Origin of the sequence: Acinetobacter sp. YH12108 (assembly GCF_013419055.1) — a bacterium.
Classification (GTDB): domain Bacteria; phylum Pseudomonadota; class Gammaproteobacteria; order Pseudomonadales; family Moraxellaceae; genus Acinetobacter.
The window spans coordinates 60,370-75,439 of sequence record NZ_VPAW01000007.1 but is presented as its reverse complement, the minus strand read 5'-3'; the positions used below and the strand labels follow the sequence as shown (position 1 = coordinate 75,439).

Genomic DNA, 15,070 nt, shown 5'->3' with positions numbered 1-15,070 from the left:
ATCTTTCTTTAAGTTGGATAACTTAGAAGATTATCTGGAACTCGGCTCAGGTAGGCCCTGACGCAGGCGTTGTGAATACTCCTGACTGGAAATCTGACCGGTATCTCTAACTCGTGGATTAACGTGTGCACGCTGATACCAGGTTTGTATATCCCAGCGTTGATCTAGCGCTTTTAAATCATATAAATAATCAGGTAAATACCCAGAAGCCAGCAAGCGGTAATCTGAAGGAAGCTGTTGTTGAGATACTGCCTGAGCCATATCAAAGACCAGCGTCGTGCAGTTACTGCTCAAGGTGTTATACCATTTAGGTTCTTTGGCCAGTTCATCAGCCTTACGCAGATATTCTTTAAATAGGGCCTGAGCTTCTGCTTGCGGCATTTTGACCGGAAAAAAGTAAACCTGCTCACCACGAATATTGCTACGCGTATATACAATATCTTTCTCATCTGAGGCGACCAAACTCAGTTCATATTTTCGGAAGAAGCCACCAATAGCAGAAAATTTCTCATCCTTTTCTTTGCGAATTTCGATCGAGAAGGCGAGCGGTTTCTGATTGGCAAAATCAAAACTGACCAGCGTATGGGCAATTTTAGGTCCCATCCAGTAAGAGGTAATAATGTTTACCCCGGTAATGTCGTTTAGATCAAAACTCCGGCTTTCCCAGCGTTCGGTATATTGACCCTCTGCTTGCCAGTCAAAATTACGGATATTGTGCAAGGTGACTTGATTGCCTTGCTGCTCATAGGAGAGCAGTCGGGAAACTTCAGGATTCCAGTCACGATCCTGACGAGGTTCTATGCTTAAATAAGCCAGTAAGCTGACCAGAAAGGCTAGCAGATAAAGCACTGTATCCACCTGGCGGGAAATCAGATGCTTGGTGAAATAAATGCCCAAGACCACACAGGCAAATAGAAGCCAGAGACCGATCAGAATGATGCTGCCAATTTTGCCCAAGGGTTGTTGCACCCAGAGCATCAGGCTCAGCCAAAGACTTGAACACAGGACAAATACACTAAACAGACTCCCTAATAACCACAGGCTCCAATGCTTTTCTGAATGGTCTTGTCCTTGCATGTTCAATCTTTTATAGAAAATAGGCTTTATTTTCTGTATGTTGCGAACTCAAATGCAATACCGGTTTTGTCATCGATATGTTGTTCTGATGCAACTTTTTTGAACTGGGCCGGAATTTCCGGATAGTAGGCGTGACCTTGCACATCCAGTTCAACATGGGTCAGTTCCAGACGATCAGCGATCTCCAGAGTCTGTTTAAAGATTTCACCACCGCCAATAATAAAAATAGCATTCGGTTTTTCTGAAGTCTGCACATCGGCCACGGCTTGAGTTAAGGCATCTTCAATCGTATGCGCGACCTTAACGCCTTCAAAAGACCAGTCAGGATCACGGGTAATCACCCAGTTCACACGTTTAGGCAATGCACGGCCCATCGACTCAAGCGTTTTACGGCCCATGACAATCACGCCACCTTGGGTGATTTCCTTAAAGTGTTTGAGATCTGCTGAGATATGCCAAGGCAGGTCATTGTCCTTACCAATACAGCGCTGCTGATCCATTGCCACGACATGAACGACTTCTAAATCCTGAAATGCCATACCCATACTCAAAAACAGATAAAAATTATTGCTATTAAAATGCAAAATCCCACTTTAAGCAAAGTGGGATTTGAATATTTTCCGGGGTTTAACGGGAATTAAACTGCAACTGGTGCTTTAATTCCTGGATGTGATTCATAACCCACTATTTCAATATCTTCAAATTTGAAATCAAACAGGTCTTTAACTTCAGGATTCAGTTTTAACTGGCACAGGCCTAAAGGCTCACGACTGAGTTGAAGTTTAGCCTGTTCAAAGTGATTGGCATATAAATGCGTATCACCACCTGTCCAGACAAAATCACCTACATCCAGATCACACACCTGTGCAATCATATGTGTCAATAGGGCATAGCTGGCAATATTAAATGGAACGCCAAGAAATACATCAGCACTACGTTGATAAAGCTGGCAAGACAATTTGCCATTATATACAAAGAACTGGAACAGGGTATGGCAAGGCGGTAAAGCCACCTGACTCGCTTCATTCGGATTCCAGCCAGATACAATCAGACGGCGTGAATTCGGATTGGTCTTGATCTCATTGATCAGCCATTTGATCTGGTCAAAACCATCCTGATTGTAGCTGCCATCCGTATTTTGAGTAGCACCAAAATTACGCCACTGATGGCCGTAGACTGGACCGAGTTCACCTTCTGGACGACCAAAACGCGCGGTCTGTTCCGCAGTTGCCCATTCATCCCAGATGGTCACTTTATTATCCTGAAGATACTTTACATGGGTATCGCCTTTCAGGAACCACAGCAGTTCAATCACGATCGAACGGAAATGAACTTTTTTAGTGGTGAGTAAAGGGAAGCCCTTGGAAAGATCAAAGCGCATCTGATGACCAAATACCGAGCGTGTACCTGTGCCGGTACGGTCGCCTTTATCGCCGCCGTTGTCGAGGATATGTTGTAAAAGGTCAAGATATTGGCGCATAGGTCTCTCTTAAAATCTGTTGCAAATTGCTTTTCTTTGAATTGGGCAATTTAAAATTGCGCTCATCATAACATTTTTTTTGAGTACTTCCGCATAGCAGTGAAAATGATTAAACATGAGAGAAAAGGGCATAAAAAAGCACCCATGATGGATGCTTTTTTATTATCTTTTTTTAAGCCGTTGGCTTACCGGTATGTACCGTATGGATCAGATCGGACAGGTCATAACCCAGCGATTCAGCATAGGCCAGATATTCCTGTTTGGTCGTTTCGTCCAGTGTCGGCTTACGATGCAGGAGCCATAAATATTTCATATTTGGCTCACCGACCAAGGCGGTCTCATACTTGTCATCCAGTTTGAGAATCCAGTAATCCCCTTTGGTAAAAGGTACCCAGCGCAAACCTTCAGGCAAGAAACTGACTTCCAGTTTGCCATGTTCTGCATCAACAATAGTGGCTTCCCCAATAGATTCATCCAGTTTGCCCGCACCATCCAGACAACGGTTCTGGATGCGGACTGTGCCATTTTCATTCAGGCTGTAGGCTGCGGAAATATCAGTACTGTCTTCAGGTTGGTGTTTCATAGGCAGACGGGCAATTTCGTACCAGATCCCTAAATATTGTTCTAAATTGAAATTTAAAATAGTCTTTACATCATGACTCATATTTTTCTTCCTCATCATCTCAATTTAAATTTACTAAATCAGCCTAATACGAGAGTTGTTAGCCGGAATGATGTAATCCTGTAGTGAAATGTTGACTTTATTATCGTGAGTAAAATTACAGATTTAGTCAGAAAGGCGCTCAAATATTGATTTAGAAATAGTCTGAGCAGAACTGCTAATTAATTTGAAAAGTAGTGAATTTATAACTTTTTTGTGAAAATTGTAAATTTTATAAATCTAAAAGAAATAACAAGTTAAGTAAAATTAAATAAATGCGGAAAAATATATTTACATTTTTAACGTGAAAAGTAACATTTAACCGTCTAGTATTCACCGCGTGTTGAAGATTTGAAAGCCAAACTTACAGGCGAGGAGTACTTGGTCCAATATGATTTATGATCATCAAGTGAATATGAGCGAAGTGCATGCTCCTGTTCAAGCGAACGTCATAATTCGTTCCCAATCGGGACAAAATTCCAAACGTCAGCCTCAGCGCTATACCTCTGCGTCAGCTCGTAACAAAAACTCTGAATCTCGCAAGACTTTCGGTGCAATGAACGGCCAGCGTTTCGATATTGAAAAATTCACCAGCTACCTGCAAGGCATTACCCGCAGTACCAGTACACAGAAATGTGCACGCAGTATTCGCGTCGGATTGCAGTCTTCAGGCGCAAAAATTGTGAATCATCCTGTTGCCGCAGCTGACTGGGGCAACACCCTGCAGCAATTGGGCTATCGAAAAATCAACCTGTCTTTTGACCGTCCGAAAAAAGGTGATATCTATATTATCGACCGGACTTCACAGCATCAGTATGGTCATATTGCAGCGTATTCTGGTTCAGCCTGGGTTTCTGATTTTAAACAGAATGGCTATGCGGTCTATCGTAATTCCGATGTGAAATATACGTATTACCGTCTGGATTCATATCTTTAAATCAGACGCTGAAAATTTCAGAACTTAAAAATGAAAGTCGCGAAATGGTTCAATCTTCGAAGCGTTTCGCACGTTGATTATAAATCGACACGATAAACAGTCCAATCGCCACAAAGCCCAAGCATTGTAGACCTAGCGCTACAGTTTCCCCGATCTCACCTGTTTTGGGTAAATAACCGATCAGGCTAATTACTGCCACAATCGGAATCGCCATCGTTAAAGCACGAAAACCTTCGGCATAAGGATTTTCAGGAGAAAGCTTTAATCTGAATTCACGCAAGACGTGCATCAGCATTCCAATCGCCAGACTGATTCCAACAAATATCGAACCCAGTTTCGTTGCAGTCGATGCTATGTAAATTACGATACATACCGTAATAATAATGATGAGCTTGAGCTGACGATTGCAGTGTTCGGAATACCAGAATTCAAGCATGTGGTGAACCTGAATCCGGCTTGTTCTGATTAAGCAAAGACAGAGGCGAAAACAGGCAGATTGCCAAAGCCATAAAGGCAATTCCCTGAGCGCCTGGCAGCAAGATTTAACCCTGTTTCATGTTCATAAAAATCAGGCTGATTAATAAGGCAATCGGAATCCAGGTCAGGACACGATAGAACAGGCCAGTCGGATTTTTTGCTGCGAAATGAATTTTACAGTAACGACAAATCAGAAAAATAATTCCGGTACCGGCAAACATCAGGATGGCATCTAAAGGCAAAGGTTCCATCCAGTACAGACCTACGGCAATTGCAGCAATCACAACAAAGAACAGCAATTTTTTCAGGATCGACACCTGCGGATTAAACCAGAACTCAAGCATGATGATGTAGGAACAGAAAAGATAAAAAGCACTTTAGCATATTTTACATATAAAAAAGCGAGGCAGATGCCTCGCAATATTTATGAAAATTATACGTTATTTTTCTGTGGACCCCAGTCATAAATTTTCTTCTGATAGGCATACCACAGCATCCACAGACCAATCAGGATCATTGGCAGGCTCAGGAATTGTCCTTTACTCATCCAGCCAATAAATAGCTGACCATTATCCGGTTCACGGAAGAACTCGACGATAAAACGGGCCAGACCATAGCCGGTCAGGAATACCGCAGAAACTGCCATACGTGGACGTGGCTTGCTACTGAACCACCACAGTACAATAAACAGAATCAGGCCTTCACAGAGCGCCTGATACAGTTGTGAGGGATGACGTACCAGTTGCAGCGGATCGGTTGGGAAAATCATGCCTAAAGCAAAGTTTGGATCAGTCACCTGACGGCCATAAAGCTCTCCGCCAATAAAGTTACCGATCCGGCCAAACATCAGGCCTGTAGGAACGCAGGGTGCAATAAAGTCCAGCGTCTGGAACCAGGCCATCTTATATTTCTTGCACCACCATAACATCGCCAAGATTACGCCGAGGAAGCCGCCGTGGAAACTCATGCCACCGGTCCAGATCTGGAACAGCCAGAGTGGATTTTCCAAAAACTGAGAAAAACCGTAGAATAAAACGTAACCGACCCGGCCGCCGATGATCACACCCAAAGCCCCAAAGAAAATCAGATCCGAGACCATATCTGGTGTCCAGCCGCGTTGTTTAGCGCGATAAGTCGCCAGTCCCCAGGCAAATAAAAAAGCCAAGAGATACATCAGTCCATACCAGTGGACTTGCAAAGGCCCGAGCGAAATTGCAACGGGATCTATGTTTGGATAGGTGAGCATTCCTGTTCCTTGTGATTCTGTTTTGCACAGATTTTAGCTGAAAGCGAAGAAAATTGTTGTACATTCAATGTGTAAAGATCGAGAGCATCAATTATGTGTATTGTGGCACTGGCTTGGCGAGTTCTGGATGAAACGCCTTTATGTCTGATTTCAAATCGTGATGAGTTCTATCAACGTCCAACCCAGGCATTATATGAATGGGAGAACAGTCCGATTATTGCCGGGCAGGATCTGCAGTCTGGCGGTACCTGGATGGGTATAACTGCTTCAGGACGATGGGCAGTGATTACCAATTTCAGGGATGGTAATGACAAGAATAACTACCCAACTTCACGTGGACATATCATTCAGCATTTTCTGGAATCTGAATTGAAACCTATCCGGTTTGCTCAAGAGTTGGAAAAACGTCAATGTGATTATGCGGGCTTTAACCTGTTTGTCGGTGATCGTGATCAAGCCGTCTATATGAGTAATCGTGGTGAGGCGCCACAAGTACTGGCACATGGGGTATATGTAGTCTCAAATGGCCTAATGAGCGAAGACTGGCAAAAGACCAGGCATTTGCGCAAGCGCTTTACTCAGGAGCTTCTGCCGATGCTTCAACAGAACAACATTCCACAAGCGGATATATATCATGCTGCCTGGGATATTCTGGAAGATGAGCGTAAAGTGATTCCGGCACTATTGCCCAAAACCGGAATTAACGAGGAGATGGAAGAACTCCTATCATCTACATTTATTCAAAGTCCGGTCTACGGCACACGTTGTTCCAATTTTCTAAGATTGCATCAGCAGCATTGGCAATGGCTGGAAAAGTCCCAGCAGGGTGAAAATGTAGGACAGGTGATTGAAAAAATTATTCCATTGGACAAAAAACAAGGCTGACCTAGGTCAGCCTTGTTTTGAAGTTGCTTGAGAATTAAGCTTGAGTCGTTTCTAAGGCTTCACCTGCAATGATTCCCCCATCTTTACGGGTAATAACCACTGTAGCCGAACGAGGGCGAGAGCCTTTGCCTGTACTGATTAAATTTGCAGGCTGGTTTGATGGCCAAGTACCACCCGGATGCTGAACATTCACAAAAATTGCTTTGTAGTCTGGTGTCATGGTCACACCCGTAATTTCACAATCTGCTGGACCGACCAAGAAACGACGTAACTTGGAGTCATCTAGTTGAGTGCCAAGTGGTGTTTTCTGAGTACCGGCACCTGCAGTAGCTGTAGCTACACTACCATCACCAATTTGACCTGGTAAAGCAGCCAGCATCATACAGTTCGTGGTATCTGTATAAGCACCATCATCGGTTTGAATCCACAGTACGCCACGTGGATCGAACCACATGCCATCTGGACTAGAGAAGTCATTGTCATCGGTCAAGCCTGACAGGTTAACCCCAGGAATCGAATCTGCTTCTGCACCAAACAGGAAAATATCCCAAGTGAAGCCAGTCGAGCTGACATCATCCTGATCTTCACGGAAGCGGATGATATGGCCGTTGATGTTACCGCGCAAGCGATTAGTCGTATCATCATCGTCCGAGTACTGACGTGGGTTGGCTGCATCAATGGCATGGCCGGTACCGCGTTGCGAGTTATTGGTTAAAGTTACATAAACTTCACCATTTTCAGGATTTACGGCAACCCATTCTGGACGGTCCATTTTGGTCGCGCCCGCTGCATCGGCAGCTAGACGTGCATGTACCAAGATATCGGCCTGATCTTTAAACTGATACTTTTCATAACTAGTAATTTTCGGGTTATTCATGGACAGTTCAAGCCATTCACCACGCGCTTCACCCGTAGCTTCATTAAAATCAAACTTGGCGACATAGAACTTACCGTGGTCCATGTATTTATCACCAGCTGCATAGCCACCATTGATATCACTTGGATTCCAATTGGTTGCTGATACAAACTTATAGATGTATTCGCCCTGAGAGTCATCACCCATATAGAATGCAAGTGGCTTACCTTCAATCGCACGGCTAACACGGCAATCTTCATGCGCAAAACGACCCAATGCGGTACGTTTTACTGGGCGACTGCGGTTATCGAATGGATCAATTTCCACGATCCAGCCAAAGGTATTGATTGTATTTCGATAATCTTCTTGAGCTGTGTTCGCTAAAGCAGCAGTGTTCCAACGGCTGAACATATCTACAGATGAAAGTGTTGGAGTTGTAATACTCTGCCAGTTATAACCACTTGCCTTATTGCTCACTTTATAGCGAGAGATGGCATGTTCAGTCATGGCGTCACGTACATCCCCAGCATCATCTTCTGTTTGACGCGCGATGTACTGATTAAAATTTTCTTCAGTGGTGAGGTAAGTACCCCACGGAGTATAACCATTACCACAATTATTAATCGTACCGCGTGTGATCAAGCCAGTTGGGCTAAATGCTGTCTGTACCAAGGCATGGTTTTTTACAGGGCCTCTAAATTCGATTTCACTTGCTGCAGTAATACGACGGTTAAATGGTGAGTCCAGATTCACACTAACAGCTTGAGTGACTGGGTCTTTTTTCAAATGAACAATTGAAACACCATGCGCGTATATTTCACGAAGCGCTTCATCTTCAGTAATATCTTTTGGATCAAAAGCATTGCCGCGAGGGTGTAGATCACCACGTTGCAAATATTCATGGTTCATGACCAACAGACCTTGATCAGATACTGTTGCATCATAATTTTGCTTAGCGGCATTCATACCGAAAAAGGTCATGCCGTCATGGTTATCACCAACACGACGCTCATATGAAATACCACTTGGAATATTGTTTTCATCCCAAACTGGCAGGCTTGAATTCAGAGGATCGCCTACAGCGTGCAAGATTTTGAAATCGTAGCCTTCAGGCACCGAAAATTGTTCTAAAGTATTTTTCTCGACTGCCTTAAATTTTAGCGAGCTTGGTTTCGCTGTTAAATCTGGTTCAGTTGATGGTGGAGTAGGATTGTCTGAGTTATTTGGTTCATCATCGTCATCACTACAACCGGTTAAAGAAGCTGCTAAAGTTAAGGCAACTGCACCACCAGCTGTTTTTTTGATCAATTCACGGCGGTTAATATTTTTTTGCAAAAGTTGAGTGAACTCTGCATTCCCCGAATTGTTGCTGTCATAATCATCATTAAAATCTAAATAATCTGTCATTTTTTCTGATCCTGGTGAAAGGCTTGCTTTTCATTAAGTCAGAAATAAATTAGACCTAAAGTATGACAAAATGGTTAAGTCTATATTTCAATAAAATTAAATAAATCAATATATTGGTGTAAATGTAAACAAAAAGACAGCCAAGGCTGCCTGAGTGAAATACATTCTTTTTGTTTTTGGGTTCTTGTTATTGTTGATCGGTTAAACGGCGTTTTTCGATCAGTTTTCCTGCCAGTAAACCCAGTTCAAACAGTAACCACATGGGGATGGCCAACATGATCATCGACAAGGCATCGGGTGGAGTCACGAACATAGCTACAAAGAAACAGCCAACGATAATAAAGCGGCGTTTTTCGACCAGCGTCTGGGTTGAAACCACTCCAATCAAGATCAGAACCAAGGTAATAATCGGGATTTCAAAGGTAAAACCAAAGACCAGAAACAGCTTTAAACAGAAGCTGAGATAACTGTTGATGTCGGTCATTGGGGCTACGGTTTCAGGCGAAACACTGATAAAAAAATGCAGAATCGAGGGCAATGCCACAAAGTATGCAAAGCTGATGCCAGTATAAAACAGCACGATACTGCCGATCAGAAGTGGTAAAGCCAGACTCTTTTCTTTGGCATACAGCGCCGGCTTAATAAAGGTCCAGAGCTGGTACAAGATGAACGGCATCGCGATCATCAGTGCCACAAAAAAGTTCAGCTTAAACGGTGCCATGAAGGTTGCCGTCACATCAGTGGCAATCATGGTCGAGCTTGCGGGTAGCTGTGCACGCAGCGGTTCAGACAGCCACTGGTAAGTCTGATTGGCAAAGGGTAATAAACAGAAAAACAGGCCAATCAGGACAGCAACTACTTTAAACAGATGCTTTCTTAATACCACCAAATGCTGGGTAATTGGCATCTCTTCAAGATTTACCACTGCAGCATCATTTGAGGCTGGTGTGGTCGGTAAGGATGTCATACAGCCACCTTCATTTCTGTATAGCGTTGTTCGGAAATCGCAGCTTGTGTTATTGCCGGTTTAGGTAGATACACAGGGGATACAGGCTCTACGATCGGCTGATAGCTGACCGATACCTGAACAGGCTGAGGCTTTGCTTTTGATTTCTCAGTTGCGATCGGCTGCTGTAAATCTGCCATTTGTGCCTGCATCTTGGCTTCGAGTTGCTGAATCCGCTGCATTTCAGCCTGCATTTGTTCGCGTAGCTCAGACAGACGTAATTCACGATCAAGATCATTCTGAACATTGCTCACCATACGCTTGATCTTGCCGTACCATGTTCCGACAAAACGTACTGCCTCAGGAAGTTTCTCTGGCCCAAGGACTAAAAGCGCAATAATCCCGAAAATCAGCAGCTCGGTCATTCCGATATTGAGCATAGCGAACTCTTAACTCTTGATCGAGGTTTCAGGGGTTTTGACTTGTGCTTCGATGATGCGTGGCTCTGCTAACTTGGCCTGTTCAGCTTCTTCATCTTTGACCGATTTTTTAAAGTCTTTAATTGCGCCGCCAACATCTTTACCCAGATTTTTCAGTTTCGATGTGCCAAACAATAAAATCACCACAATTGCAAAAATCAGCACATGCCAAATTGATAATCCTGCCATTATTTTATCCTCCATATTTCATGCACCTATCTCAGCAGGCTTGTATGACAATGCAGTGACGCTTTAATGACAGTTTGCCGACACAGCATCAGTGCGATGAATAGCTCATATCAAAAAATCTACGATTCGATCAAAACCATGCTGTGCTAGCATATGGCCTGATATAGAAATCCCAGCAGTACTGTCATGGCCTTGATTCTTCCGCTCCTGTCTTTTCTGACCGGTTATTGGGGCGTGCAATATTTAAAACCGATTCGGCCTTTCTTGGCGGCTTTACTGGCCCGGGTCCTGATTCCGGTGCTGATTATTTACAACATGGTGTTCTACCAGGAAGGCAGTTTGTGGCTGATCAGCTTTAGCTTCTTTTGTTCCTGCCTGTTTTTTGCCGTATTTTATTGCATCCTTAAAAATAAACTGCGTGCCTTATGTCTGAGCTATTTAAATGGTGCATGGCTGGGGATTCCTTTTGCCTTGGCCGTTTTTGGTCCACAAGCGACCAGTACCGTGGTGGCGCTGTACATTGGTGGTTCTTTGTTTGGCAATGTCTGTGCAGTCATGGCAGTCAGTGAAGCCAGACAAGACGCGCGTTATATTTTAAAAAATGTGTTGCTCTCACCGCCAGTGGTGGCTTTGTCGATGGCAGCTTTATTGTCATTTTGGGATTTGAGTCACTGGCAACAAGTGGCTTGGGTAGAGATGCTGTATCAAGCCAATAAAGTGCTGGTGACTTTTAGTGGCATGTGTGTGCTAGGAATGTGGCTAAGCAATGTACGGATCAGCCGCTTCGATTTAATGCGCAGTCTACAACTAATTTTTAGTCGGGGATTGTTTGCGGTGTTACTGTGTGGTGCAGCTTATTTTTATTTGCCGATTCCACAGTTTACTCTAACGTATGCCGTCATGCTGATGTTCTTTTTATTACCACCAGCAGCCAATATTGTGGCGCTGGAAACCCATTATCAGGGCACAGGTTATTCAGCGAAATATATTGCCTCAGGAACGATTGCGAGTGCAATTTTGATTGGAGTGTATGGGATGGTGGTACATGCGGTGGTGCCAACGTTATGAAAGTTCCCTCTCCTTGTAGGAGAGGGTTAGGGAGAGGTAATTTACTATTTAAATCCCTCCCAACCTCCCTTTGAAAAAGGGAGGGGCTCCTTCTCCCCAAGGGTGAGGAAATGGCCTCCCTCTAACTCCCTCCTAAAAGGAGGGAGGACTCCTTTAGGAATTAGATTTATTTTTCCAAACTCGCCTTAAACAGTTTCATCGCCTGACCACGATGGCTGATTTTATTTTTTTCTTCCTTGCTCATTTCCGCACTCGCAATACCCAGTTCAGGTAACCAGAACAGCGGATCATAGCCAAAGCCATTTTCACCACGGGCTGCTTCCAAGATCTCACCTTTCCAGATGCCCTGGAAGATTTGTGGTAATGGGTCTTCGGCATGTTGAACTAAGGCCAGTACACACACAAACATGCCTTCAATCGGTTCACCGTCTTTACGCAGTGGTTTCAGGTCAGCCAGTAATTTTTCGTTGTTCGCTGCATCATCACCATGTTCACCCGCATAACGTGCAGAGTAAATTCCAGGTGCACCGCCCAGAACTGGTACACAAATCCCTGAATCATCAGCAATCGCAGGTTTGCCAGAAATACGTGAGGCATGACGTGCCTTGATAATGGCATTTTCAACAAAGCTCAAACCATCTTCAATTGCGTCTTCAATATTCAGTTTACCTTGAGAAATAACTTCAACTGGGAGTTTTAGTTCGGCAAACATCTTTTCAAATTCTGCAATTTTGCCTTTGTTATTACTTGCCAGTACCAGTGTGCCTTGGGATAACCAGTCAGTTGACGCCATGTTGAATCTCGATATTGAACTTTAAGGATGGGCTATTTTAACCCTGCTTGCCAATGTTCAGGAAATAAAGCGGCAATAAAAAAAGCACCCGAAGGTGCTCTTTACAGGATTTCAGCTTATTGCGCCTGAATCCATTTGTCAGCACGGTCACGCGCCTGACGGATCTGTTCCTGAGTCAGGTTGGCTGCCAAAGCAGTCTTTTTGCCTTCAGACAGGGTAATCACTTTATTGTCCAGCATGCCATCACGGGTCGAAAGTTCATACCACTGATAAGCACCCATATAGTTTTTCTTTTTCTCTTCCATCATCGCCAGGTTAAAGCTGGCACGATTATCACCGCGGCTGGCTGCTTTTTCAAAGTACTGGCGAGCCAGTGTTTCATCTTTCTTGGTGCCAATACCATCTGCCAGCATACGGCCTACATTCAATTGAGCCACTGCCAGACCTTGATCTGCTGCTGCTTTATACCAGGCAAAAGCCTGACGTTCATCTTTCTGAATGTCTTTACCATACTGGTATTTTGTTGCTAAATAAAATTGTGCACCAGGCTGACCTGCTTTAGCCGCTTTAGTCAGACTATGAATGTCCATTACTGAATATTGCGCTGCTTGGCTGGCCACAGAAGGCGTTGGTGCAACGTAATCGGCATGGGCCTGCATGCCAAAAAGTCCAGCCAGTAGCGTCGTACTTAATAATAATTTTTTCATAGAGCGCTCACTCGATAAATTGCGACTTCACCAAATAGATTTGGGAGATGTTTGCTCAGCAAACTATCTTCTTGATTCCCATTCACAGCGAGTCGATTAATAATTTTTATGTTGTTTTCCGCGCATAATGCTTCAAAGTCACGGAAGGTACATAGGTGAATGTTCGGGGTGTTATACCACATATAGGGTAAGGCTTCCGAAACCGGCATTTTCCCTTTTAATGCCAAGAAAGAACGAGTCTTCCAGTGCGCAAAGTTTGGAAAGGTAATAATGGCCTGTTTCCCTACGCGCACCATGTCACGCAATAATACGTCTGGTGCATCTACAGCTTGCAAAGCTTGTGCCATCACCACATAGTCAAAAGACTGGTCAGCAAAACGGCTTAAACCGAGGTTTAAGTCCTGCTGGATGATATTTAACCCGCGACTGATCGCAATTGCAATCTTTTCTTGATCAATTTCTAATCCATATGCACGAATATTGTGCTTTTTGCTCATATGGGCCAGCAGTTCGCCATCACCACAACCGAGGTCGAGGATACGTGAACCGGGCTTGATCCATTTCTCAGCAAGTTGTTGGTCAATACGCATTACACAGCCTCCTTCGGTGTTGATCGCAGATGTTCTTCACCGCCCAGGAAGGCGCGCAAGGATTTTACATACAGGGGAATCGGGAACAGGAAGGAGTCATGGCCTTGTTCAGCATCAATATCGACATAGCTGACCGGCTTATGATTGGTAATGAGGGCATCCACGATTTCAACAGAACGTGAAGGCGAGAAACGCCAGTCAGTCGTGAAAGAAACTACCAGGAACTTACATTTGGTTTGTGCCATCGCTTTGACCAGTGACTGCTGATATTCACGTGAAGGATCAAAGTAGTCCAGTGCCTTGGTCATGATCAGGTAAGTGTTGGCATCAAAGTTACGGCTAAACTGTTCACCCTGATAACGCAGATAGCTTTCCACCTGGAACTCCACATCGAAGCCATACATGAATTTGCCAGATTTTAAATCACGGCCAAATTTCTGTTTCATGGCTTCTTCAGACAGATAGGTAATATGACCGACCATACGCGCCAGAATCAGACCACGTTTTGGATAGCTGTCATTTTCCAGATAACGGCCATGATGGAAGTCCGGATCAGACAGAATCGACTGACGCGCAACTTCGTTAAAGGCAATATTCTGTGCAGACAGTTTTGGTGCGCTGGCAATAATCACACATTTTTGCAGACGGTCCGGATAATCTACCGACCATTGCAAGGCCTGCATGCCCCCGAGTGAGCCGCCAATGATGGAATACCACACATCAATTCCCAGACGGTCAGACAGCATCGCCTGAGTTTTCACCCAGTCACGCACAGTGACCAGCGGAAAGTCTGGACCATATGGACGGTTATCATTTTCGGGATTAGGAGAGGTAGGACCAGTAGAACCATTACAACCGCCGATATTATTCAGCGCCACCACAAAGAATTTATTGGTATCGATTGCCTTGCCCGGACCAATGCAGGCATCCCACCAGCCTGGTTTTTTGTCATCTTCATGATGATAACCGGCTGCATGGTGATGGCCAGACAGGGCATGACAAATCAAAATGGCATTGGACTTATCGGCATTCAGTTCGCCATAAGTTTCTACCATCAGTTCAAAACGTGGGAGGATGCGACCGCATTCAAGCTCTAACGGCTGTTCGAATTGGAACTTTTGTGGGACAACAAGGCCCACTGAGTCAGCTGGAAAAGACACGGGAATGATTCGCCTTAAATCTTTAGTATGAATAAATAAAAGGATACCATTTGCAGGTATCCTTCTAAAGTCTTTTTAATGCTATGAATTATTGCTAATTCAAATACTGGAT

The 15,070-nt window shown here is 44.2% G+C and carries 17 protein-coding genes and 1 pseudogene; 3 read left to right on the top strand and 15 right to left on the bottom strand.

Annotated elements, in window-relative coordinates; translation table 11 throughout:
• Positions 1–30: 30 nt before the first annotated feature.
• From FTU46_RS06040 to FTU46_RS06025, 4 genes are all read right to left on the bottom strand, one after another.
• A complete protein-coding gene (locus FTU46_RS06040; RefSeq protein WP_004781909.1) occupies positions 31–1,077 on the bottom strand; it encodes a DUF4105 domain-containing protein in 1,047 nt (348 codons plus the stop codon).
• A 26-nt stretch (positions 1,078–1,103) separates the two neighbouring features.
• The gene (gene dfrA40 / locus FTU46_RS06035; protein ID WP_179993111.1) at positions 1,104–1,616 is read right to left on the bottom strand and encodes a trimethoprim-resistant dihydrofolate reductase DfrA40; all 513 of its coding nucleotides are present in this window, start codon (positions 1,614–1,616) and stop codon (positions 1,104–1,106) included.
• Between the two features lie 98 nt (positions 1,617–1,714).
• Positions 1,715–2,557 (bottom strand): thymidylate synthase, encoded by an 843-nt coding sequence (thyA, locus tag FTU46_RS06030; RefSeq protein WP_180012673.1) that lies wholly within the window; start codon positions 2,555–2,557, stop codon positions 1,715–1,717.
• A 172-nt stretch (positions 2,558–2,729) separates the two neighbouring features.
• Positions 2,730–3,221, bottom strand: a complete 492-nt coding sequence (locus tag FTU46_RS06025) for a lipocalin family protein (RefSeq protein WP_180104553.1) — start codon at positions 3,219–3,221, stop codon at positions 2,730–2,732.
• 388 nt (positions 3,222–3,609) lie between these two features.
• Here FTU46_RS06025 and FTU46_RS06020 point away from each other — a divergent pair, with 388 nt between their 5' ends.
• Entirely contained in the window at positions 3,610–4,155 is a 546-nt protein-coding gene (locus FTU46_RS06020) for a CHAP domain-containing protein (protein ID WP_159123612.1), read from the top strand.
• A 49-nt stretch (positions 4,156–4,204) separates the two neighbouring features.
• On the opposite strand, the gene FTU46_RS06015 is transcribed toward FTU46_RS06020, so the two are convergent.
• From FTU46_RS06015 to lgt, 3 genes and pseudogenes are all read right to left on the bottom strand, one after another.
• Positions 4,205–4,591, bottom strand: a complete 387-nt coding sequence (locus FTU46_RS06015; RefSeq protein ID WP_180104552.1) for a hypothetical protein — start codon at positions 4,589–4,591, stop codon at positions 4,205–4,207.
• Positions 4,584–4,976, bottom strand: a pseudogene (locus FTU46_RS06010) (hypothetical protein). Before FTU46_RS06010 ends, FTU46_RS06015 begins: the two are co-directional and overlap by 8 nt.
• 89 nt (positions 4,977–5,065) lie before the next feature.
• Positions 5,066–5,878, bottom strand: coding sequence for a prolipoprotein diacylglyceryl transferase (lgt, locus tag FTU46_RS06005; protein ID WP_180104551.1), 813 nt, complete (start codon positions 5,876–5,878; stop codon positions 5,066–5,068).
• Positions 5,879–5,971: 93 nt separating this feature from the next.
• On the opposite strand from lgt, the gene FTU46_RS06000 reads away from it, so the two are divergent.
• Positions 5,972–6,763, top strand: coding sequence for an NRDE family protein (locus tag FTU46_RS06000; RefSeq protein WP_180104550.1), 792 nt, complete (start codon positions 5,972–5,974; stop codon positions 6,761–6,763).
• Positions 6,764–6,797: 34 nt separating this feature from the next.
• Here the strand turns inward: FTU46_RS06000 and FTU46_RS05995 are convergent, their stop codons facing one another.
• The 4 genes from FTU46_RS05995 to FTU46_RS05980 form a co-directional block, all read right to left on the bottom strand.
• Positions 6,798–9,026 carry a PhoX family phosphatase gene (locus FTU46_RS05995; protein WP_159123607.1) on the bottom strand — a complete coding sequence of 743 codons (2,229 nt, stop codon included), beginning with the start codon at positions 9,024–9,026 and terminating at the stop codon, positions 6,798–6,800.
• A 187-nt stretch (positions 9,027–9,213) separates the two neighbouring features.
• Positions 9,214–9,993, bottom strand: a complete 780-nt coding sequence (tatC, locus tag FTU46_RS05990) for a twin-arginine translocase subunit TatC (RefSeq protein WP_180012668.1) — start codon at positions 9,991–9,993, stop codon at positions 9,214–9,216.
• Positions 9,990–10,412, bottom strand: coding sequence for a Sec-independent protein translocase protein TatB (gene tatB / locus FTU46_RS05985; RefSeq protein ID WP_179992406.1), 423 nt, complete (start codon positions 10,410–10,412; stop codon positions 9,990–9,992). The genes tatC and tatB overlap by 4 nt, the downstream gene beginning before the upstream one ends.
• 9 nt (positions 10,413–10,421) lie before the next feature.
• A complete protein-coding gene (locus tag FTU46_RS05980; RefSeq protein ID WP_159123604.1) occupies positions 10,422–10,640 on the bottom strand; it encodes a Sec-independent protein translocase subunit TatA in 219 nt (72 codons plus the stop codon).
• A gap of 186 nt (positions 10,641–10,826) precedes the next feature.
• On the opposite strand from FTU46_RS05980, the gene FTU46_RS05975 reads away from it, so the two are divergent.
• Positions 10,827–11,708, top strand: a complete 882-nt coding sequence (locus tag FTU46_RS05975; RefSeq protein ID WP_159123603.1) for a permease — start codon at positions 10,827–10,829, stop codon at positions 11,706–11,708.
• Positions 11,709–11,874: 166 nt separating this feature from the next.
• On the opposite strand, the gene rdgB is transcribed toward FTU46_RS05975, so the two are convergent.
• The 4 genes from rdgB to FTU46_RS05955 form a co-directional block, all read right to left on the bottom strand.
• Positions 11,875–12,501 carry an RdgB/HAM1 family non-canonical purine NTP pyrophosphatase gene (rdgB, locus tag FTU46_RS05970; RefSeq protein ID WP_180104549.1) on the bottom strand — a complete coding sequence of 209 codons (627 nt, stop codon included), beginning with the start codon at positions 12,499–12,501 and terminating at the stop codon, positions 11,875–11,877.
• Between the two features lie 116 nt (positions 12,502–12,617).
• Positions 12,618–13,208, bottom strand: coding sequence for a tetratricopeptide repeat protein (locus FTU46_RS05965; RefSeq protein WP_218951175.1), 591 nt, complete (start codon positions 13,206–13,208; stop codon positions 12,618–12,620).
• Entirely contained in the window at positions 13,205–13,798 is a 594-nt protein-coding gene (metW, locus tag FTU46_RS05960; RefSeq protein WP_004781976.1) for a methionine biosynthesis protein MetW, read from the bottom strand. Before metW ends, FTU46_RS05965 begins: the two co-directional genes overlap by 4 nt.
• Positions 13,798–14,958 (bottom strand): homoserine O-acetyltransferase, encoded by a 1,161-nt coding sequence (locus tag FTU46_RS05955; protein ID WP_034704397.1) that lies wholly within the window; start codon positions 14,956–14,958, stop codon positions 13,798–13,800. Before FTU46_RS05955 ends, metW begins: the two co-directional genes overlap by 1 nt.
• Between the last annotated feature and the right edge of the window lie 112 nt (positions 14,959–15,070).